We start from the raw sequence: 23,542 nt of genomic DNA on the forward strand, positions 1-23,542 counted from the left end.
CACTGTTGCCCTTTTATTTATTGAATTATTCCTATACGAATGATACGTAAAATATATAGTTGTTGCCTGGTATTGGTATTTATCCTTTCATCACAAATGATAGTGATGGCGCAAACCTCACAATGTGATAACTGGCGTGTTGAACTGAAGACAGATACCTCCAGATGCCCGAGAAGTGGGAAAATAGAAGTTTCTCTTGTCGGACCAAGTGTAACCTCTTTACAAAATATAACTTATTCACTCAGTCCTGATGCAGGTACTACTGGTGGAACCACCATTGTTAGTACCAGTCTGCCGCTATTGACGAATATCAGTCCGGGATATTATACTGTTGCGGTGACTGCCACTTGTAATGGTAATAAGGTCATTAAAACAGCGGTTACTAATATTATTGGTACCTATCCTGCATTTTATCCTTCTTTTACGGCTACGAAACCTACCTATGGTGACTGCCATAATGGGGAGATATTATTGAAACTACAAGGAGGTCGCCCCCCGTATACTGTTAAGTTTCTTCAGTCGCCTGCTGGATTTGATGCCAGTCCGATGACCCTTCAAAATAATGATGACAAGTATTTTAATAACCTTCCTGCAGGGAGCTATCAGGTATCTGTGGTGGATGCCTGTGGTACTTCCCAATACCTGAACCCGGTAACAGTAGAGCAGGATGATATTCCAAATTACCTGCAATTGGATATGTCGCCACTGGAAGATTGCAGTGGTTTAAAAATTAGAACCATAGGACAGCTATACCTGGAAAACATTGGAGATGTCAGACATTATTCGATATGGGTGGATGATGAATTGCTGGTAGCTGATAAGCTGATAGGAAATAGGGTCTACCTGATAGATACACTGACATTTCCTACAGGTAAATCGATGAAAGACTATTATGGTAAAGTTGTAACGGTGAAAGTTACATCTTCCTGTTTGCCGGAAGCAACTGCTAACATCGTAGTTACCCCGGCAAGACTGGCATATAATCTTATGAAGAATTGTGCAGATACCACCTACAATTTAAATTATACCGTTTATTATGGACATAGTTGTTTCCCTTTAAAAGCGGTTTTGTATGATGGAACTGGCGCCATACAATCCCAATCAGTATTAGGGAGAGATACCATTTATGACCAGCGTACAGGAGTTTTTACGGGTGTGAGGACAGGCAATTACAGATTGGTACTCTATGACAGTGATGGCGCTGTATTAACGGAGAATATGTTGACGCTGAATGAGATATTGCCACCAACTGTTACGATGCGTGTGGTATACTCGGCTGGCGAGATTTATCAAGGAAGGAGTAATGTGGCCTCCGTATTCATAACGGTCAATGGACGTCCCGGTAATTTTCCATCTAATGGAAAAATAGAGATGCTCTTCCCATATCAGGGAGAATATCCACTAAGGCTACTGCAGCAGGAGTCCGCAATTTATGGTACGCCCAATTACCACTCTTCTTATCTGATGCAGGATCGCGAACCGCTGACGCCTGGGTTTTATATGTTCAGAACAACTATTGATTGTGATACCTTCCTGTTTCCAATTACAATAACTGAACAGCAAGTGGGACAATTTACCTGGACAGCCACTACCAAATGGGAATGTGGTGGATTAAGGGTTTTTCCGAAATTTACAGGTCGTGCGCCATTTTCGACCGCGTCAATGTCCTTTCAGACTCTTGGTCGCTGGGGAACTTCACTGGGAGTTGTTGCCCTTACTAATTCTTTTTTACTTCCTGTGGGAGGAACGTATAAAGTTGCGCTGGGAAGCCTCTCCCCTGCATTGGACTGGGGAGAAAATGTACTGACTTTCGAAACCTATACTTACCCACTGGCAGTGGATTCTGTTTTAGGCTGGATATGTCCTGGTTCGCCTGCTAATAGTGGCGTCATCCGAATTCGTGCAAAAGGGGGAGGAATGCCTGGAAGTGCTTATACTTATCAGCTGGCCAATAAAGGGGAAGCGCTGAGTGATCACTACCTGGCCACCAACCAAACGGGTGATTTTAGTAGCGGCGCCGGTTATACTTTGGATAAAGGAATGGAATACTCCATTAAAATTACTGACTCCTGTAATAACTTCATCGTGCAGGATGTAAAGATCTATGACTTTGCAACGCATCACTTTATCATCAGCGAGCCCTATTACTGTGCGCACGATTTTGTACAGCTGATGTTGGATCTACCGGTTACCAATCCTGTATATACCTGGGCTGGTCCGAGAGACCCGCGCACAAATAGGTACTATGAGTCGCATAATAGATTCGCCATTATACCTGATTTCTCTCCACTGAATGCGGGTATCTATACTGTATCAGTTAAAACCGATATGTGTCCTACACCTATCCGCGATACTACAGAAATAAAGATTGCACCGATAGTGACAGCATGCTATAGCGCTGTAACCGATACAGTAGTAAACCCTTATGCGATTGGGTTACTCGGTAACTGGAAACCGCTACGGACAATGCTTTATTATGACAACAGAAAAGAAACCTCCACTGAGCAGGCTACCAATATCCGCACGGATGGTACCTATAAGAGTTTTATGTCTTTCTGGGCGCAGGATGGAGATTTCTGGAGTAAAAGTGGAAACTTAGATACCACCAAGTGGGTTTGGAATGAACAAAGCACTGCCTTTAACAGTAAAGGCTTGCAGCTGGAAACCATGAATGCTATGGGGATATATAGCGCGGCATTGTTTGGGTATGATAATTCGCTTCAGATAGCTGCTATTGCAAATGGTAAGTACAGAAGCTCTGCTTATGATGGATTTGAGGATTACGATTATGTTGGTGGAAATTGTGATGTAGTAAAATGTGCCACCGGCCGCCACTTCGATTTTACAAGCTATGCGTCACAGATTGATGATGCAGAACATCATACCGGCAGGTACAGTCTAAGAGTGGAAAAAGATCGCCCTGTTATGTTAAAGGTGCCTGTGGTAACGCAGGATGTATTGCCTGATGGCCCGGACTTCCAGATGCAATCAGATGATTGTGCCAGCGACATGGTACTAAAAGGAGTAAGATTGAATGGGAGTGTACTGTTACCAACCTTCTCCCCTGTTGTGGGCACAAATATGTTATTCAGTGCCTGGGTGAAAGAAGCTGGTCCATGTACTAGCACCAGCTATGCTAATCATCGCATTACCATTTTTGTAGGAGGCGCTGTGCGTCAGACCATCGAACTAAAACCTACAGGCGGTATTATTGACGGGTGGCAGCGTTATGAGCAGGCATTCAACCTGCCTGTGGGCGATAGCAGTCTTACCCTGATGCTGGAAGCAACCACCAGTACGAAGGTATATTTTGATGATATCAGGTTCCATCCCTACAATGCCAACATGAAATCCTATGTATACAGCTCTTCGGACCTCCGTATGATGGCCGACCTGGATGAAAATAACTACGCCACTTTCTATGAATATGATGATGATGGAACCCTCATCAGGGTGAAGAAAGAAACAGAAAGAGGTATTCTAACAATCAAAGAAACCAGAAATGGTATCATTCAAAATGAAAAATAACATGAGGAACAGATTGATACTTGTAGCCCTGTTTTTCCTATGTGGCAGCCAGCAGAAAAGCTTTGCCCAGGAATTTAAGGATACGACCGGTTTCCGGGAAGCATACAGGAAGATGCAGATAGATCCGAATGTGAAACCTTATTCCTATGATGTGACGGTTGTTGGAAATATTGGTCAGACACCTGATACTATGAAGGCCACCATTTCATTTGGCCCCGAAAGAATGAAGATGAAAATGGGAGAAATGGAAGTTATTCTGAATCCGCAATACCGGATTATGATTAACAATACTTTCCAACAGATGATTGTAAGCAGAAACTATGAGCGAACAGTGCTGGCACAAATGTCTATGCCAAGCATCGAAGCTATCATACCGTTCATTGATACATGGAGTCTTGCCATAGATAAAGGAGTGAAAAAACTGACCTTTAATTGTCAGCCTGGTACTGGTTTTAAGTCTTTTGTGGTGACTTCAGATATTAAAACCGGATACATGTTGCAGGTGTTTGCTGTTGGTGCTGATGTAATTGATGAAGGCATAAGTACGCCTCCTACAGCCACTTCTTATTTTTCTAATTACAGGATTATTAAAGCAGATTTTGAAGAGTTTAAATCGGAAACCTACCTTGTTTTGGACGGGCCTGATTTAAAACCTGCTGGTAAGTATAAAGATTATTCACTGACTTTTGATAAGCCCAACCAATAATTCAGCATGAAGCCCTATATAAGATTATCCCATATACTATTTTTATTATTTACGGCTGTATTGTTGCCTTTTACCGTGTTTTCACAAGGGAAGAAAGAAATTGCCATTGTGAAAATGTTGGATGGCGCAAAAGGACAGCTGGTAAAGGATTCTGTGGCTACTCTAAAGGATGCCGTTTACTTTGATCCTTCACTGAAAGCAAAGCTGACACCTGATTCCAGGGTTCGGAATATTATTACGCTACGGATGAACGAGTTTTCCCGGAGAGTACTTCCTGTGAAGTTTACGGCTAAAGTAAACGTAAGAATTTTCTACAGTAAGGATGGCGTGAACGAATCATCTGTTGATAAAGAACTGGCAATCGACTATGATACGCTGAAACCCTACAGCCTCAGGAGTTCATTCATCTTTGAAAATGCCCATTCAGTAAAAGTGCAGGTATTACAGGTAACAACGAATGATGATAGTAAAATTGTTCCTACACTCATTTTAGAAAATGAAATGAGGATATTACCCCGTTTTATTTTTTCTTGTACTGCCGATGTCGTTAAAACTATTACAGCCAGTCCCTCCAATACAGAAGATGAGGATAGACTGCAGGTATCATGGCCGGCTGTCGCGACAGCAGATGTATATGACCTGGAATGGACCTTTGTTGATTCCAGTGCAATTGAAGCTAAGAGGTATGGAACGCCGGTAAAACCAGGACTGGTCTTTAATAACAATGCTACCCGTATCACCACCGCTGCTACCTCTTACGATATCCCGTTATTGTATGGTAAAGTAGGGGTGCTTTATTACAGGGTGAGAGCTGTGCAGGAAAACTCTGAGACAGAACGTATTCCCAGTTCCTGGAGTTCTGATTTTTCAGGAGGCTTTGGTGAATACACATTTAATGGTCATCAGCGTAATCTTAACTGGCAGGCTGCTGTTAGTTTTGCGGAGGAAGGCAAAAGAAAAGTTGCAGCCAATTATTTTGATGGAAGTCTGAAACAACGTCAGAGTGCAGCTATAGATAACACCACCAACAAAGTAATTGTTACAGAGCAATTGTATGATTTACAGGGAAGACCCGTTATCCAGGTGCTGCCAGCTCCAACTACCGGATCGGTATTGAAGTTTAATCCGCTGGTAAACACTGCGCTGAATGGTGCTCCATACGAAAAAAAATTATACGAACATATCAATGCGCCGGTGGATAACCTGACCGCTTATGCTCCTCCGATGGACTCTTCATCAGGTACGGCTCAGTATTATTCCTCGCTGAATCCTAATATCAATGAGGGTAACAACCGGTTTATCCCGCGTGCGAATGGTTATGTGTTCTCCGAAACAGTATTTGAACCGGATGGATCGGGAAGAGTTCGCAAACAGGGAGGGCTGGGCGAACAATATCGAATCGGAAGTGGACATGAAAGTCTTTATTACTACAGTGGCGCCTCTCAGCAGGAACTGGATGCGATGTTCGGAACAGAGGTTGGGGTTAGCTCCCATTACTTCAAAAATGCAATAGTAGATGCAAATGGTCAGCTGTCAGTGGCATATTTGGATATGCAGGGGCGTACTGTGGCTTCTGCATTAGCAGGAAAACCATCTGATACCAGTCTGTTGGATCTGGATAATGTGAACGCCGTTTATCTGACAGAGGATCTGACCAATGATCATTACGATGAACGCAGCCAGGAGATGCAATTACATGAATCTCGCCTGGTTCCGGAAAAAGGCGTTTATCATTTTAAATATGACCTCACTCCTCCTGTACTGCAGTTGCCTAACTGTAAAGGAGAAATCCTTGCCTATCCCGGATTATATGACCTGGAAATCAAGATTACAGATGATTCCTGGAATCAACATCTCGGTGGTCAGCCTTATAAAATTACAGCCAGCAATTATACTTCCTCCTATCAGTTGAAGGATGATGGTCGTTTGCAGTTCGACTTTGAACTCGAACTGGAAAGGGGGGCTTATGAAATCACAAGAACGCTGACGATCAACAAACGGGCTATGGATTATTATAGAGATAGTATCTATTTTAAATCCAGTGCTTGTTATACTATAGACAAGGCGATTGAAGAACAAAAGGCCAAACAGCGCGACGCATGTAATGTAACCTGTGATGATTGTCCTACAGGGAATGACCGTGTTGGAACAGATGATATCCGCCAGATGATGTTGGCAGACATGACTCCTCCCTATGGACAGTACGCTTTAACGAATGATACGACCAGTATATATTCTATTTTTTATCTGGATCATAAGGTGGCGCCTCCTTATCAACGTACTGGAGGAACTTTCCTGGATGCCAATGGTGGCGTTGCAAGTATCTACGACCCTGTTACTGGCAAATTCCTGAGTCCGGACAAACTGGACCCATATCTCTTTATCAGCAATTTCGAACCGCAATGGGCCAATGTGTTGCTGAAGCTTCATCCTGAGTTTTGCCGGTTAGGTATCTATGAGCAAAATCGTGATGCCCAGAAATGGATCAGGGATTTTGAGAATACCGATACATATTTCGCGGCGCAACAAGCCGGTTATCTGACACCTACCGATGGGAAAACCAAGAATCCGGATCCATTGATAAAACTGGCTGCCAAGTCACTCTCCTGGCGGTTTGCCAGCAATCAGAAGATATTGGTAGGCAGCGAATCCAGAATGGCCAGTATGTGGGAGATGGCAGCTATCAGCGTGAAATGTGATAATACCGCTGCCTGTATGAATAAATATAAGAATGCAACACCGGCTACTTTAGAAGGTGCATTATGCGGTCCGGACCTCGATATGGTATGGAGGTCATTCCGTGGCGCTTATATCAATGCACATCAGAATGTTCTCGATAGCTTAGCGGCTGTATATTGTACCGTAGCTGCCAACAAACCAGATAAACTGTTGGCTGCCGGAAAAGAAGTCCGCTTCCCTACTGCGACCACATTGATGCAGGCGAATAACCTTACTGGTGTGGAGAATAGTGTGAAGAATAGTGCAGATCCTTCTGCCGAAGCGCAGGCGCAGATGATGGCAGTATATTATCGGGATATTGAGAACATGGCGGCTACCTGGATGGAGCAATTAGCGCCTTGTAAATTCTCTCCTTCAGCACTGGCAGAAATTAAACAACAGTTATTGATTGTTTGTAAAGCCGGTGCAGACGCGACTCATCCTTTCGGCGCAAGTACCGTTAAGCCTGGAGCGAATACCGTCTACAAAAGTTTTGAAGAAGTCCTCAACGCTTACACTTATGCCAAAGGCATTAAAGACCCGCTGATCTGCAACAGTGAACTGATCACCGCGCCCAAGCCTTACGATGTAACAATAAAATATACCGATATACCAACTGTAACCAAGCCTAAGGATTGTGAATGCGATAACTTAAAAGCCCTGGTAACTGAGTATAAAACCTTTAAACAAGCTGGGGATGTTAATTTATCTGCTTATGTAAATCGGGTAAAACATGTTGCCATTCCGCAAAGTACGTTTGATGATATGCAGCTGGCATGTGATCAAACCAACACAGAATGCCAGTATCTCCCTAAAGCGATCAACATTCCGGTAATGTTGCAATGTACTCCTAATCCTTCCTGCGTAAGCTGCGACAGAGTGAAGACATTGGATGCACAGTTTAAGGCGGCGTATCCAGGCCTGACACCTGTTTACCAGGATACGGATGAAAATGCAAGAGCAGTTAATCTGTTGTATGCAACTTATATGAATAATCGGCTTGGATTCTCCAGCAAGGCTTGGGAATACCTGAGCTTTATGGAGGAGTGTGCAAATGGCACGGGAACAACACAATCTATATGTGTTCCTGGTGGTGCAGAAACAAAACAAATGCTGAAAGTGTACAATGCAGGAGAAGGGGTAGATAAAATAGAAGATATCCACGAAACCTCAACTGGATTGATAATGGCTGGAAGTACCCGTATAACCGGCGGAAGTAAAGATGCATATGTTGTAAGCACAGATAAAAGTGGAAACCTGATCTGGTCCAGAACATATGGTGGTGAAGCAGATGATGAGTTAAACAGACTTATACCAACTGCCGACGGCTACATAGGCATTGGAACTACTTATTCCAGCTGTTTGGATAATGGCGCCATTTTCCTGCTGAAACTGGATGCAGATGGAAATACTATCTGGAATAAGACAGTGGATTTCGCGGAATACGGCGCAAAGGGAATGGATATCGGTATAACGGCGGATGGAAACTATGCCTTCACGGGTATTAAGAAATCCAACAGTGCAAATACCCATTGGATTGCCGGCGTATTATCTCCTGATGGCGATATGAAATGGATGAATCAGACGGATTATGGTGAAACAGGTCCTTACCTTGGTTTAGTTGCCAGTAATGATACCTTGTTTACAGCAGGATCGATTAACTATGGCCAGGGTATGCAGCCTGTGCTGGTTGGCTACAATTTGACAACCGGTGAGCAGATCTATCGTAGAAAATATTCACTCGACAAAGCAAATACTGTCCGTGATTTTGTGAAGCTGAACAATGGCTTCCTGATGGCTTGTGAAGATGGCGTAAGTAATCATTTTATCAAACTGACGCCTTTGGGTACTCCAATGAGTATTGTAGAACCGCCTGCTATTCCGGGAGAAGACCTTACCAATGTGAGAATTACAGGTACTACTGATGGGGGATTCCTGATAAGCAGATCCGGACAGGATATCTGGTGGCAGAAATTTGATGCACAAGTTATTTCCTCCTGGATAAATCAGGTAGTACTTCCTGGAAATGAAGTAGTGAGAAAGGTGGTACAGCTCAAGTCTGGCGCTTTTGCCGGTGGTGGTAATCAGGATGGTAAGGCATTACTGGTTTCTGGTAACGCCAGTGGAAAAACAGGCTGTTATGATAATCGCCCTACTCAAAAGTATAACATCGTGATGGGGCATGATTATGCAGAATCGCTGCTGCAACCTGTTCCTGTGAATGATCTTGCTGTCAACACACTGGCAATTGGAGAAGTCAGTAAATATATCATCGCTAAAAGCTTGAATTGTCCGGGTATCGACAGTTGTTACCTGGTGGGTAACAGTATGATGTGTGGAGCAGTAGCTGCAGTATTCCCTACAGATACTACTGCGGAATATACGCCTTGTACAGATTCCTCCATGATAGCGAATGCGAAGGGAGAAGAAATTTATAATTATTACAAAGACTCGTTGACCTATGACTTCCAGCGTCTCTATGTGCAGGCGGCGAAGAACTTGCGTAACAGAGAGCAGTTCACGGTAGGTCATGAATCGAGGGAGTATCAGTATACCCTGTACTACTACGATCAGGCAGGGAACCTGGTGAAGACAATTCCTCCTGCAGGCGCCCGTGTAAATAAGAGCCAGGCATGGTTTGATCAGGTGGCGGATGCGAGAGCGAAGGGAGAACGATTGGTACCGGCGCATGAGATGGCGACGGATTATAGGTATAATAGTATTAATGTAGTTGTAGAAAGAAAGTCTCCAGATGCGGGCATTGCAAGAATTTGGCATGATAGACTTGGCCGTATGATAGCTTTACAGTCTGCGCAGCAGAAATTGGACAATAAATATACCTATACACTTTATGATGATCTCGGAAGAATCACTGAAGTTGGTCAATTAACCAATCCGGAAGTCCTAACGACTGATATTTCTAAAAATTCTGTTTTATGGAGTTCCTGGTTTGCTGCTGCTGGTGATTCCAGAGAGCAAATTAGACGAACGAAATATGATATCCCTTATCCATTTATGGATGGTACTGATTGGAATGCTACCAATCTAAGAAATAGGGTATCATGGACAGCTATGTATCCAACTATTCAGGATACAATTGCCGGACAACATGCCACCGCTACTTATTATTCTTATGATATTCATGGAAATGTTAAAACATTGATGCAAGATTATCGCAGTGGGATGGCTTCTAATAGTGCCAATCGTTTTAAAAAGATGGCTTATTCTTATGATCTGATAAGTGGAAAGGTGAACACTTTTAGTTATCAGTTGGGGATGCCTGATGCTTTCTATCATCGTTACAAATATGATGCTGATAACAAACTAATCAAAGTAGAAACCAGCAAGGATAGTGTCTATTGGGAAAATGACGCCAATTACGCATATTATGAACATGGTCTTTTATCAAGAATAGAATTGGGAGAAGCGCAAGTGCAGGGAGTGGATTATGCCTATAATTTCCTGGGATTGCTGAAAGGTGTTAATAGTACCGTTATCGGCGAGAAAAATGATATGGGTAAGGACGGTAGTGCTACAAGTCTGACGGCTAAAGATGCTTTCGGTTTCTCTCTACACTATAACAATAATGATTATGATGCAATAGGTGGTACTTCTCCTATGGCTGGTGTTGCAGTGGCCCATCCATTATATAATGGGAATATTGCGGCAATGGCGGTAAACTTACCAAAAGTGGGCGAGCCTCTATTGTATAACTACCGGTATGATCTTTTAGGTAGAATAAAAAATCTGGGTGTTTCAAAAAATCTGGATACTGTTATCAATAAGTGGAATCCAATTCCAGTTCCTGATTTTGCAGAGTCCATTACCTACGATGATAATGGCAACATTCTGAAGTACGACAGAAACGGTAATGCTACCTGGGCCAACAAAAGTTTGGATATGGATAAATTGACTTATCACTATATCCCAGGTACGAATCAGTTAAGATATATTGCTGACGCTGTAGCCCCAGATAAATATGCCGAGGATATTGACTCTCAGGAGGCGAATAATTACCAATATGATGCTGATGGTAATCTGATTGCTGATCAGGAAAGTGACATTAAGCGAGTAAAATGGACTGTCGATGGTAAAGTAGCGGAGATAGAGAAAAGCAATGGTTCATTGATTAAATATACCTATGATGTTGCCGGAAATCGTATTAGTAAATATGCCAATGGTATAGAGACAAGATATATTCGGGATGGTAATGGTAATGTGATGAGTGTTTATACTACTGGTGATGCAAGTATTAATAATGGCCTTATGAGCCAGACGGAAATACATTTATATGGAAGCCAGCGTTTAGGTATCAATAACTATATCACCAAAGTGGAACAATCTGATTTGCCGGAAACGACACCTTTACCTGGACTTGGTACTGGATATGTCAGCGATTTTAAAAGAGGCTTTAAGTACTATGAGTTGTCCAACCATCTTGGGAATGTGTTAGCTACTGTAGCTGACAATAAATTGTGGGAACCGCTGAATGATACAATGATCGGCATCTATATCCCTCGGATTATTTCCAGTCAGGATTATGCACCTTTTGGTATGGGTTTAGTTGGAAGAGGATATTCAACTGGTATGTATAGGTATGGTTTTAATGGTCATGAGAATGATACCTCTATAGATGGAAGAAGAAATGTTATTGATTTTGGGGCGAGGATTTTTGATCCTAGAACTGGCAGGTTCTTATCAATGGATCCTAAAACGTCTCAATATCCAGCTTTGTCTCCATACTTGTTTGCAAATGCGTCACCTATTGCAGGTATAGATAAAAATGGAGAAGATTATGGTTATGCATTCTTGTATAATATGGCGCGAACCACAAGGTCTCTTGTTACTGTTTCTTTAAGTGCTTCAGGAGGAATAGGTATTGCCTTCGCTGGCGCTATCGGTATGGGGGTTGACCCGAGAGGAAATGTTATCATTTACTATGGAATATCTGGTGGTGGTGATAAGACTTTGGTCAATAGAAAAGCTGAGTGGGGTGTGGCTGCAAATGTTAACTTATCACTTTCATTTGGTGCGCTGGCCGGGGATTGGACAGGAGCAGCTTTTTCCATAGGAGGTGGGAAATATAAACCCTTAGGAGCAGGAGGATCGCTTGATTTTGGATTAAAGGATAACAACAAAGGTTTTTACTGGTCTGGGTTTACGCTCTCGGGTGGTTTTGCGAGCCCTGGTTCTGGATACGGAAATCCAGGTTTAGCAGCAACTTTTGGAGTTGTTTATTCCAGACGGGATTACAAAATACTGTTTGAAACAGACTGGGATAAGATGGGGCAAGCAGAGTCAGAGTCCCTTAATTCGAAAATTGATTTTAGAAATCCAGTGGGCATGTGGCGCTATCTGGGAAGCGAAGAAGTACATACGCGCCAGGCAGATGGTTCATTCACGGTACAAGTTAAACAGCGATTTTTCTTCAGTATTAGCGGTCTTGGCGCTAAGCTCGGTGAGGTAGATAAATATAAAGAAGTGATTCGTGAAACTGGGATTACACTTATACAAGCAGATAAGATGCAGCTAAGGTCGAAAAGTTATGATGACCGTCCTGTTAGCGGTTATAATACAAAAGAAGATGGTATTTTATGATGATCAGAATAATTTTATTGGCTGTTCTCTTCTTGGTGTCATGTGAGTATGTACCAAGTGTAGAAGAAGCTTACAGTAAGAAAAAAGAAGATTTTAATAAGGTGGTAAGCTTGAGAGATGAATTGCTTAAGAGGTGTCCGGCTTGTTATTCATTACACATTGAAAATGGAAAGAAAACATTTTGGATGTTCTGTGATTCTATTAAGCCAAATCAACATGGGCAGGCGGTCGTGACGTACCTTCTATCTGAAAATGAGTCAGAATTTCTTGGTTCTTTTATGTCTTATTGCGGGATATGGAAGGTTAATATGTCTCCAAATGTTGTAAGATTTATGTTTTCTAATGCGGGCGATGAAGTGGTTCGGACAGATACTAGTATAGCAAAGTACAATGCGTATCAGTTGGATAGTTTGTATTACCTGTTGCCCTCAACAGTATTAAAACCTGATTAATTATTCCTTTACAATTACCTATTACATTACTATATTCTCATGAAGAAAATTTTCTTTCTATTTGTCCCATTATTGTTAGGAAAAATCTCCTATGCCCAAAAAGTTTATCAGATACGTGCCGACAGTGTGCGCATTTATAACGTATGTGATACTGCTGAGTTAATCCTGGAAAACAGAACCCAGGGTGTGAACGGCTATCTCTATAATAAAGGCGCCGGGCGTACAGAGTTCAGAAAAATCCAGTTGAAAAAAATTGGCGCCTCGCAGATTGCCATTGTTGGGCAGGATACATTGGATCTAGCCACACTCCCTGGTATTGGTGGTATTGATACTGCCTACAGAGATGGAGATTATATCAAGTATCTGAAGAAAAGTAATACATATGCCATCTATGCACCACTGCCTGATTTTAAAATAGTACCAATTGAACAGAATAATCCTTTTTCAGATTATAAGGACAATGCGGTAACAGGATTTAGTGCTTATAATTCGCCGGATATGCCAGTTGTCTCAGATCAGGCGCAGGTTAATCCTGGCACTGGCAAACTGTATTATTCTGGTCATGCGGTAAAGTCTGGTGCTATCGGATATCAAATGGCGGTAAACTGGGATGGTGAAACATTCGGACCTAAAGGCGCATTTCTGAGAGTTAAAGATGATACCAACTTAGCGGGTTGGGGACAATGGCGGGAGCTGTTGTTTAAAGATTATGGAGATAAAAAATATGCATTAAAAGACAGTACCTACACGAAATTGAATCTGTCTACTCCAGGCCAGGCACAAGTGTCTTGGAATAACCTGATAAATATACCGACCCTCACTGCAGTAGAGCAGGATAACCTGACTACTGTTTTGACAAGAGGGAATGTCAGCCAACTAAAAATGTATGTGGGAGCCCCATGGTATAACGTTGCAGCGCCAACCATTTCGCTAGCCATAGGAAGTAATGACAGTGGTATCAATGCTGAGGAAGGGGTTGGAATACTGACACTGCGTTCCAATGGTAAAGAAATAGCCAGATGGACAAACTCATTATTTAGTATAAGTACAAAGGTTGATATATCTGGTGGTGTGTCGGCACAGTCTTTCAGAACGACCAATACTGCTACAGGGATTGACCAACCAATTACTAAATTGTTTGGTGGTGTTGATGATGGATATATTATTGGTGTTGATGCTGTTAGTGTGCGAAGGTTCATTGGCATGCCCAATAGTGGGGAAACATTGGGTAGTGTGGCAGATCGTGGCAACATCTCTAACAATGAACTGTGGATGCCAAAACTCAATCTGTCAGGTGGTAATGTAAGTCTCTCTCCAGCTACAAATCCGCAGGCAGCCCTGTCGATAAATGGCGCGAACGGTAGTCTTCAAATTGGTTGTGGTTATCCCAATTATGCCTATTTCTTTACGGATGCTCCAGGCTTCTTTTTCGATAAAGATATAACAGTGAGAGGAGGGCTACGATTTAACTCTACTAATTCGAACCTAGATGCGAATGGTTATACCATCGCAGGCGGTGATGGGAATGGTATTTATTTCGGCGGGTCTAAGGATGGTGTCAAAATTTATTTATCATCAACACTTAAATCTGGATATAAGAGTATCTATCCCAGCTTGCCTAATTATGGTTCCAACATGTACTTCCGCATGCCAGGTTATTCTTCAGGCTTCGATTTTGTAGACAGAGATAGTATCCCTATGGTTCATATTGAGGGTGGAAGTGTGTATGTTAGAAATAATGTAACCTTAATGGGGGATGGCCTTGTGGGCTGGGATAAATATTATGGTGGTTTTCAAATGAGAGATAGTGCGACAATAGAGATATATGGAGACAAAAATTTGTATACTCGAGGCACTATCATAACTGTTGGTGGAATCCAGACGAATGGTGACTTTAGCGTAGGCTCAAGAATGAAAGTGCCAAAAGTCGGAATACCAACTATAGATAACCAAACTATTTACCATAGTGGAAACCTGAAGTTTACTACTGCGTCCGCTGCTAACTGGGTTGCACAGCGTGATTCCCTCGGGAATCTCTACGCCAACGGTTTTTTCCAACCATCCAAAGCCAGCCTGAAGAAGAATATTGTGGATTTCACTGAAGCCGCATTACCATTATTGAATAAATTACAGATCAAACAATTCGTCTATAAAGATGATAAAACGGAAACCCCACGTTTCGGTATCATTGCAGATAGCTCCGACTGGCACTTCTCTACCCGTCAGCACGATAAATTTGACACCAATAGTTCCCTGGCTATCACCATGAAAGCCATACAGGAGTTGAGTGAGCAGAATACAAAGATGGCGGCGGAAAACTTAGTACTGAAAGATCAAAATGAAACACTACAAAAACAGATGGTGGAACTGCTAAAACGCATGGAGGATCTGGAGAAAAAAGTCAATAAGAATTAATCATTTCAATTTAAAGACTTAGTATGAAGAAAATCACTATACTGATTGCCTGCCTGTTTTTTGGCAGTGTTTCCTTTGCACAAATTTCCGGCAATACTATCAGTATCATGACTAGTGTATATATATATTCGTCGTCCAATGCTATATTATTCAGACTGACGAAGGGGCCATGTCTGGTAACACACTATGAAATACGTGCGAAAGTAGCAGAAGGTTATTTTAAAGCATTGAACCTCAATGCTATTCCTCAAAATAACCAATGTATTACTACGAATAATGCTAAAGCATGGCTTAGCCTTGCAGAGGAACATTTACCTAAAGATGGAAGACTCCCAACATGGGTAGATTTAATACCCAAGAATCCTTAATCTGGGTAGGTTATCGTCTTTTACCTTAATTAGATGATAACCCGAAAGCTGGCAGGAAAAATTCTCAATTGATGTAAGCCCTAAATTGCTTATTTTCAAAATAAAAATGAAATTTTTCCCGCCAGCTTTATTCATTCTCTTCCTCATGGCATGCGGCGGTGCAGAACATGCACACATCCCCACAGATTCCGTAACGATCAGTCGGTCAAAGGATGTAATAGCTGATGAAGATGAATATGAAAAAGCATACGGACTGGATGATTTAGATCGTTACGTTTATAAAGAATATGGCTACGATTCTACTAGATTTAAGTTAATTCCCACCAAATCCACCATCACCAGTCAATCAGACGAATCTGATCACGTACAGTATACCGCTGAATTCAATAATAAAGATTATCAACTTAAGTTTATCTGGAGCGGAACAGAAGATGGAGACTCCTCCGCTTCGCAGCTTTTCGTTAATAATAAGCCGGTAAAATTCTATGATCCGGGAACTAATAATGAAGCAACCGGACCAGGAGAACTTGATTTTGGCGTTGATGTACAAATGGGATTATATAGCTGGCCTTCCAGGAATTATTTGCTGGTATCCGGGCAGGCACGTGGCGCTCAAGGCCGGTTCAGAAGTATTCTGTATGGTATTCTGGTAAATGTTTCCACCAATCCTATGAGGGCATATGTGATATCTACTTATGAAGATCCCGGAGATTTTTACCTGAAGATGAACAACCATCAGCAGTTGACCTATCTATCCTGTACGCCGGAATTGGGAGAAAGTGGAACTGTTGATAGTCTGCATCCGCATCTGGAAATTATAGAGAAATAAACGCTAACTGGTGTGAAATACTCTATCAGATATCCATTCCCAGTCTTGCCCTAATCGATTCGCCTGGCGTAAATACCTGTTCTTCCGGCATCAGCGCCCTGGCCCTTTCCAGATCTTTTTGCTGTATTAGCGAGCGTATCTCGTGGCATTGAGCCGTGATGTCTTCTATTTTCACGACCCAATTAGTAACATATTTACGTGCGGCCGGTGGCGTTAGTCCGATCTGAATAGAGCGATAATCCAGTTGATTAAGATGCATATCTCTTTCAGGGTCCCATTGTACTACTACGCTGGCCTTTTCCTTTAACGATGCCCAGTTGGCGGCGCTTCCATGAATCTTAAGGTCGTGTTTTGCCAGCACGGAGTCTTCCAGTGCTGCAAGAAACCCTTCATGTGTAAGGTCTATTGCCAGGATATGCTCCTGCCCTTCCTTTAAGCCCCATCCGCAACGATACATCATCCAACAAAATGAAGGTTTAATCCAGGTGGTTCTTTCTAATTTAAAGGGAGCAACAAATCGTTGGTGCGTAACCGCTTTAGTGGCAATTTCGCTGCGATATGCCTGGTACACGCGTATAGTGCTTTCGGTGTAATGCGCTCTGATCTGGCGCATAGGGATAGTTGGTGTTGTCATCTTTAATTGGGTTAATAAAGCATTTAATGAGTACGAAGATAAATATTACTGCCATCTATCTGGTAATCAAGGGGGCAGCATTGATATTACTTGATAAGTTGGTGTTGTTTCGAAAATAAAAAAAGACACCAGGGCAAAGGCCATGGTGTCTCCCGAAATAATATTTAATATTTTATAATGCTTTGATGAAAGTCAGATAAGTAGGAAAGTGATCACTGAACCCACCGGCATAATTATCAAAATCGTAGGTGCGTTTAGGATAGCCTTTGTATTTTCCGGATGACTGAATCATATCATCTCTTTTGAAAATATTGGCTCTGTAAAAACGGAACTGATCATCTTTCTTTCCCAGGAGTGGTTGTGAAATCATGATCTGATCGAAGAGCGCCCATGCGTCTTGATAGGCCAATGTGCCAATGCCTTTATTGTAGAAAGATACCCATGGATTAAAGAGTTCACCTGCTTTTAGTTTATCCTGGTTACCGCCTGCTTTCAGCACTTTGGTAATACTTTCGTTGGTTGGATTATCATTCAGATCTCCCATTACAACGATGCTGGCGGCTGGTTCTGACTGAGAAATAGAATCAATCATCTGACGGCAAACCTGCGCTGCAGCAGCACGATTAGGTGCGCTCGCGGCTTCTCCTCCCAGTCGGCTAGGCCAGTGATTTACAAAAATGTGAAATGTTTGTCCATCCAGCGATCCTTTCACCCAGAGGATATCACGGGTTTTATGACGGTATCCGTTAGCATCTGGTGGCAGATCTACACGGAGAGGACGACTATCCAATACGGTGAAATGAGTAGGATTGTAAAATAAAGCTACATCTACGCCACGGGCATCCGGAGAATCATAGTGTACAATTTTATAATTTCTGGATTTCAGATTCGGATGATTGGCAAGGTCCTCTAATACGCTACGGTTCTCGATTTCAGAGACACCGAGGATGGTCAGTCCTTCAGGAGAAATAGCCGTTCCAATATCTTTAATAACTGAAGAGAGGTTATTTAGTTTGTCCAGATATACTTGGCCGGTATATCTTTTTTTCCCTTCAGGAAGAAATTCATAATCATTCACACCATGCTGATGAACAGTATCATAGAAGTTCTCCAGGTTATAGAACCCGATATTCACCACTTTGTACTGTTTGGTTTGGGCGAATGCGCCGCAACAGAAGGCCAGCAGGAAACCTAAAAAGAAGAATTTTTTTCTTTGCATGTATTTAATAATAGAAGTAAGGTATCGGTAATGAGTCGCATAGCTTCTTTCAACAGGATAAGTTGATCTGCATTACGATCGCTGTGTATAAAACGAGCGGCGAACTTCGTAAAAATACCTGGGATAAACAAAGCGGGTACTAAAATAAACGCTAAAGTTTCCTTGAATTAATGATTCGTTAATCTGGAATTCTCAGTTAGCCACCCTAAATTTGCACGTTCGTAAATGAAAATGTACAACCTAGCCTTAATGCACAGGATTCAAGGTTTGTCAGCCGAGATCACAACGATCCCTATACGAGTGCCTATAATGTCAGCATATCATATAGATAGATAGATGAATTTGCTTATTCAACAAACGTGTATTGTTCAAAATTTAATGCATGAATAGATCTGCCAGGTTTTTTTCAAAAAAACTTTTTGCCGGAATTGGCTTTGTGCTGGCTGCTCCTGCTGTTTTCGCCCAGGTGAAAAAAGACAGTGTTGCCGTACAAGAGCTGAAAGATGATATTAAGAGTAATATCCCGGTTGTGGTGCTGGACGAGAATGATGCGGATAATAACACTGGCTCATCAGGCCAGAGTATTTCTTCTATTCTCTACGGAGGCCGCGATCCGTACTATTCCGGCGTCTTCAATTTCAACGTTGCGAGGTTCAGACTTCGCGGTTACGATGCATCTTACTTTGATACTTATATCAACGGTGCACCTGTAAAAAACCTCACTAACGGCTATACGTCTTGGAGTCTCTGGGGCGGGCTGAATGATGTAATGCACAGCCGGGTTACCAGTAATGGCCTGCGTCCTGTCGATTTCGGCTTTGGCGATATCGGTGGCGCTAACTACATCGACATTCGCGCTTCAAAGCAGCGTAAAGAACTGAGCGTAAGTTATGCACAGTCGAACCGTAACTATAATAACCGTGTAATGGCCAGCTGGTCATCTGGTATGCTGGCCAATGGCTGGGCATTCTCTCTGGCTGGATCTTTCCGTTATGCCGGTGAAGGTTATGTACAAGGTACCTACTACAACGGCGCCTCTTATTATGCTTCTGTTGATAAGAAAATCAACAAGAATCACCTGTTGTCATTCACTACCTTCGGTACGCCTACAGCTACCGGCGGACAGTCGGCTGCTACACAGGAAATGTATGATCTCGCAGGAAGTAATTTCTACAATCCTTCCTGGGGTTATCAACAAGGAAAGCAACGTAGCGCTAACTACACCACTACTTTCCAGCCTTTCTTTATCCTCAGCCACGACTGGACTATCAACAATAAGAGCAGTCTGAAAACAGCGGTGAGCTACAACTTTGGAGAAAGAGCCCGCACCGTACTGGATTGGTATAATGCGCCAGATCCAAGACCGGATTACTACCGCAATCTGCCTAGCTATGCTACCGATCCTGCTGTGAAAGATATGCTGACAGACCTCTACAGAAATAATATCAGCTACCGTCAGGTAAACTGGGATAACCTGTATGATGTAAACCGTCACAATACTTCCGGCATGAAAGGCGTACCTGGTAACATGTCCCGCTATATCCTGGAAGACAGAGTAACCTATACGAAGAAAGCGAATTTCAATACCGTATATAATACTACTTACGGTAAAAATCATGAGTTCACTGCTGGTCTGACTTACAACAGACAAGAAGACCGCAACTTCGAAAGAGTAAATGATCTGCTGGGTGGCGATTACTTCGTAAACCTCAATCAGTTTGCTGAGAGAGACTTTCCAGGTAATACCAACGTTAACCAGTACGATGTGGATAATCCAAACCGCATCCTGAAAAAAGGAGACGAATTTGGCTACAACTACACCCTGACGCTGAACGAAGCGAAAGCATTTGCACAAACAATTCTGAAATTTGATCACTTCGATTTCTTCCTCGCTGGAAACTATACTTATACCAGCATGTGGAGAACTGGTAATGTGAGAAATGGTCTGTACCCGGATAACTCAAAAGGTAAATCCGATGTATTTACTTTCAATAACGTATCTGGAAAAGGTGGTGTGACCTACAAAATCGATGGTCGTAACTACATTTTTGCAAATGCGGCTTATACTTCCAGAGCTCCTTTCGTAGAGAATGTATTCATCTCTCCTCGTAACCGTAATACCGCTCAGGGCGATCTGCGTTCTGAGAAAATCCTGGATGTAGAAGCTGGCTATGTATTGAACTGGGAGAAACTGAAATTCCGTCTGAATGGTTACTACACCAACTTCAAAGATGGTATGGATGTACTTTCTTACTATGACGACAGCTACCAGAACCTCGTAAACTATGCGCTGACCAACATCGGTAAAGAGCATTACGGTATGGAAATCGGCGTAGAAGCTCCTATCTACAAAGGTCTGAGCGTGAAAGCAGCGGCGAATATCGGTCGTTACTACTATAACAGTCGTCAGAACGCTGTTGTAACTGTAGACAACAGTTCTATGATCCTGGCCAACGAAACAGTATATTCTAAAAACTACCGTATCGGTCAAACACCACAGGAAGCTTATACTGTGGGACTGAACTACCAGGGTAAGAAATACTGGTTTGCTAACCTGAACTTCAACTACTTTGATCAGATGTGGGTAGATATGAACCCAATCAGACGTACAGAGCGCGCTACAAGTGGCGTGAAACCTGGTTCTGATCTCTGGAAGAGCATCCTTGGCCAGGAACAACTGCCATCTCAGTATACTGTTGATATCTATGGTGGTAAAACGTTCTCTGTGAGAACTGGTAAAACCAGATCTACATTGGTGTTTACAGCAGGTATCAACAACCTCCTGAACAATACCAAAATGAGAACTGGCGGCTTTGAGCAGCTCCGTTTCGACTACACTGATAAAAACGTAAACAAATTCCCGGCTAAATACTACTATGCTTACGGTCTGAACTACTTTGTCAGCCTGGGTCTGAGAATGTAATACCGGTACCTGAATACATCTAACTAAACAAATAACTGATTAAATAATACATCTGATGAACAAATTGTGTAAACAATTCGTAAGGTTTTCCGGAGGTTTAGTCCTGTTGGGAGCACTGGCAATCGTTTCATGTAAGAAAACTTTTGACGAACCTCCTTATAGCGGTGGCGATCCTGTCATCCAAATCACCAATAGTATTGCTGATCTGCAGGCATTGTACAAAGGCAGCCCTGTAACTATCACCGACAACATGATATTTTCCGGTGTGGTAATTGGCGATGATAAATCCGGTAACTTATTTAAACAGATTGTTATCCAGGATAGCACCGGCGGTATTAACATACAGCTGGATGCGTCTAACCTGAATGCGAAATATCCTATCGGTCGTAAAGTATTCGTAAAGGCAAAAGGCCTGACTCTCGGTGCTTACGGCGGATTGCTGGAACTAGGTCTGGGTGTAAACGATCAGAGTCAGCCAGTACGTATTCCTTCTGCTGTAATTGACTCTTTCCTGGTAGCAGGTAGCTCCGGAAACGTAGTAATGCCTTTAGAACTGACTGCTGATAAGCTGAGCCAGAAGTATCAGAACATGCTGATTACCCTGAAAGATATGCAGGTGGCTACATCTGATATGGGTAAAACTTATGGAGATACTACCAAAACAGCAACGAGCGTAAATATCAACCTGGTGAACTGCGCAAATGCTACTGTAGTACTTCGATCTTCCAGTTATGCCAACTTCGCAGGTATTAAGGTGCCTGCTGGTAAAGGTAATATCACAGGTATCTACACTTTCTTTAATACTACCAGCCAGTTCCTGATCCGTGACACCGCTGACATGCGTCTGCTGACAGGCACTCGTTGCGATGGAACTTCCGCTACTACGATCACTATTAGTGACCTGAGGAAAATGTATAAAGGCACAGATGTTGTAATTCCTGCAAATACTTCTATCGTAGGTACTGTGCTTTCTTCATCTGCAAATGAAGCAGCAGGTAACGTAAGAATTGCACAGGCAGATAACTCTGCTGGCGTACTGTTGTATACTGCTAAAGGGTCTCCTGATTATGCACAAGGGTCTGTACTGACTATTGACGCAGGTGGCGCTACACTGACTGCTTTCAATGGCGAATTGGAACTGAAGAACGTTCCTGTTGCCAACGTGGTGGTAAAAGGTAATGGTGGGGTAACGCCTCGTCAGACCGATGTGAAAACTGCTATTGCTAATAAATCCATCTGGGCTTCTACTATGGTAACACTGAAAGGTGTAAACATTGTAACAGGTGCGCCTAGTACTTCTGGTACCAACTATACCATTACAGATGCAACCACCGGAAATATTGTGGCTTTCGTTAAAGATGCTAATATTAAAATCAACGCTCCTTTAACCAATGCAACTGTAACTGGATACTTATCTGTTTACCTGCCTGCTGGCGCTACAGATACTGTTACTCAGTTAGGTCTGCGCGCTTCCAGCGATGTTACTGGCGGTGATGTAACTAATCCTGCTACCAATATCGTACTGGGAACTTCTCCTTATTTGATCGACTTTAACAACATCGCAAATGGTCTGCCTGCTGGAGTTTCTGTAAAAACTACTCCTACCTCTACTTCCATCGGTGCAGATCCAAGCGGAACTTTCCTTTGGGCTCCTGCAAAAGCATCCTGGCAAGCGACTGGCGGTGGGTTTAAAAACTATGCCTCCGCAGGTGATGCCTCCCTGGGAATGGGTAGTATTTCTACCGCTCAAGATGCTTCTACCAACAGAGCATTAGGCGTAAGACAAACAAGCGCTGTAGAACCGGTTGCCTTTGTATTTGAAATCGCAAATACAACTGGTAAATCAAATCTCGCTATGAACTTTAATTTACAATCGCTGGATACTTCCTCAAAAAGAACTAGTGTGTGGTATGTAGATTATGCTATAGGAGATAATCCAACAACCTTTACTACCGTATCAGCTACAGGCACCAGTTTGGTGACTGGTGGCGGGTTATACACCAATAACCTGATTACTGTAAATTTTGGTGCTGCACTCGATAATAAGAACAGCAAAGTTTATATCCGTATTCTGTGCACAGAGAAAACAGGTAGCGCCGGTAACCGTTCTAGCACTGCTATCGATGATGTGAAGTTTAGCTTCCAATAGCAA

General features: G+C 42.6%; 11 protein-coding genes. 9 read left to right on the top strand and 2 right to left on the bottom strand.

Going from position 1 to position 23,542, the window contains the following annotated elements; translation table 11 throughout:
- Positions 1–39: 39 nt before the first annotated feature.
- From CLV59_RS24805 to CLV59_RS24835, 7 genes are all read left to right on the top strand, one after another.
- Positions 40–3,528 carry a carbohydrate-binding protein gene (locus tag CLV59_RS24805; protein ID WP_146616308.1) on the top strand — a complete coding sequence of 1,163 codons (3,489 nt, stop codon included), beginning with the start codon at positions 40–42 and terminating at the stop codon, positions 3,526–3,528.
- 1 nt (position 3,529) lies between these two features.
- Positions 3,530–4,234 (top strand): hypothetical protein, encoded by a 705-nt coding sequence (locus CLV59_RS24810; protein ID WP_146616309.1) that lies wholly within the window; start codon positions 3,530–3,532, stop codon positions 4,232–4,234.
- A 6-nt stretch (positions 4,235–4,240) separates the two neighbouring features.
- Positions 4,241–12,550 carry an RHS repeat-associated core domain-containing protein gene (locus CLV59_RS24815; protein WP_111594795.1) on the top strand — a complete coding sequence of 2,770 codons (8,310 nt, stop codon included), beginning with the start codon at positions 4,241–4,243 and terminating at the stop codon, positions 12,548–12,550.
- Entirely contained in the window at positions 12,547–13,002 is a 456-nt protein-coding gene (locus CLV59_RS24820; RefSeq protein ID WP_111594796.1) for a hypothetical protein, read from the top strand. Before CLV59_RS24815 ends, CLV59_RS24820 begins: the two co-directional genes overlap by 4 nt.
- A 39-nt stretch (positions 13,003–13,041) precedes the next feature.
- The gene (locus tag CLV59_RS24825; RefSeq protein ID WP_146616310.1) at positions 13,042–15,417 is read left to right on the top strand and encodes a tail fiber domain-containing protein; all 2,376 of its coding nucleotides are present in this window, start codon (positions 13,042–13,044) and stop codon (positions 15,415–15,417) included.
- A gap of 23 nt (positions 15,418–15,440) precedes the next feature.
- Positions 15,441–15,785: a hypothetical protein gene (locus CLV59_RS24830; protein WP_111594798.1), complete on the top strand. Its 345-nt coding sequence runs from the start codon at positions 15,441–15,443 to the stop codon at positions 15,783–15,785.
- A gap of 106 nt (positions 15,786–15,891) precedes the next feature.
- Positions 15,892–16,614 carry a hypothetical protein gene (locus tag CLV59_RS24835; RefSeq protein WP_111594799.1) on the top strand — a complete coding sequence of 241 codons (723 nt, stop codon included), beginning with the start codon at positions 15,892–15,894 and terminating at the stop codon, positions 16,612–16,614.
- A gap of 25 nt (positions 16,615–16,639) precedes the next feature.
- Here the strand turns inward: CLV59_RS24835 and CLV59_RS24840 are convergent, their stop codons facing one another.
- Entirely contained in the window at positions 16,640–17,248 is a 609-nt protein-coding gene (locus CLV59_RS24840) for a DUF4291 domain-containing protein (RefSeq protein ID WP_111594800.1), read from the bottom strand.
- Positions 17,249–17,420: 172 nt separating this feature from the next.
- Entirely contained in the window at positions 17,421–18,467 is a 1,047-nt protein-coding gene (locus CLV59_RS24845) for an endonuclease/exonuclease/phosphatase family protein (protein WP_111594801.1), read from the bottom strand.
- 382 nt (positions 18,468–18,849) lie between these two features.
- Here CLV59_RS24845 and CLV59_RS24850 point away from each other — a divergent pair, with 382 nt between their 5' ends.
- Both CLV59_RS24850 and CLV59_RS24855 read left to right on the top strand, forming a co-directional pair.
- A complete protein-coding gene (locus CLV59_RS24850; RefSeq protein ID WP_111594802.1) occupies positions 18,850–21,390 on the top strand; it encodes a TonB-dependent receptor in 2,541 nt (846 codons plus the stop codon).
- 55 nt (positions 21,391–21,445) lie between these two features.
- The gene (locus CLV59_RS24855) at positions 21,446–23,539 is read left to right on the top strand and encodes a DUF5689 domain-containing protein (protein WP_111594803.1); all 2,094 of its coding nucleotides are present in this window, start codon (positions 21,446–21,448) and stop codon (positions 23,537–23,539) included.
- Positions 23,540–23,542: the final 3 nt, after the last annotated feature.

Origin of the sequence: Chitinophaga dinghuensis (assembly GCF_003259435.1) — a bacterium.
In the GTDB taxonomy this organism is placed as follows: domain Bacteria; phylum Bacteroidota; class Bacteroidia; order Chitinophagales; family Chitinophagaceae; genus Chitinophaga; species Chitinophaga dinghuensis.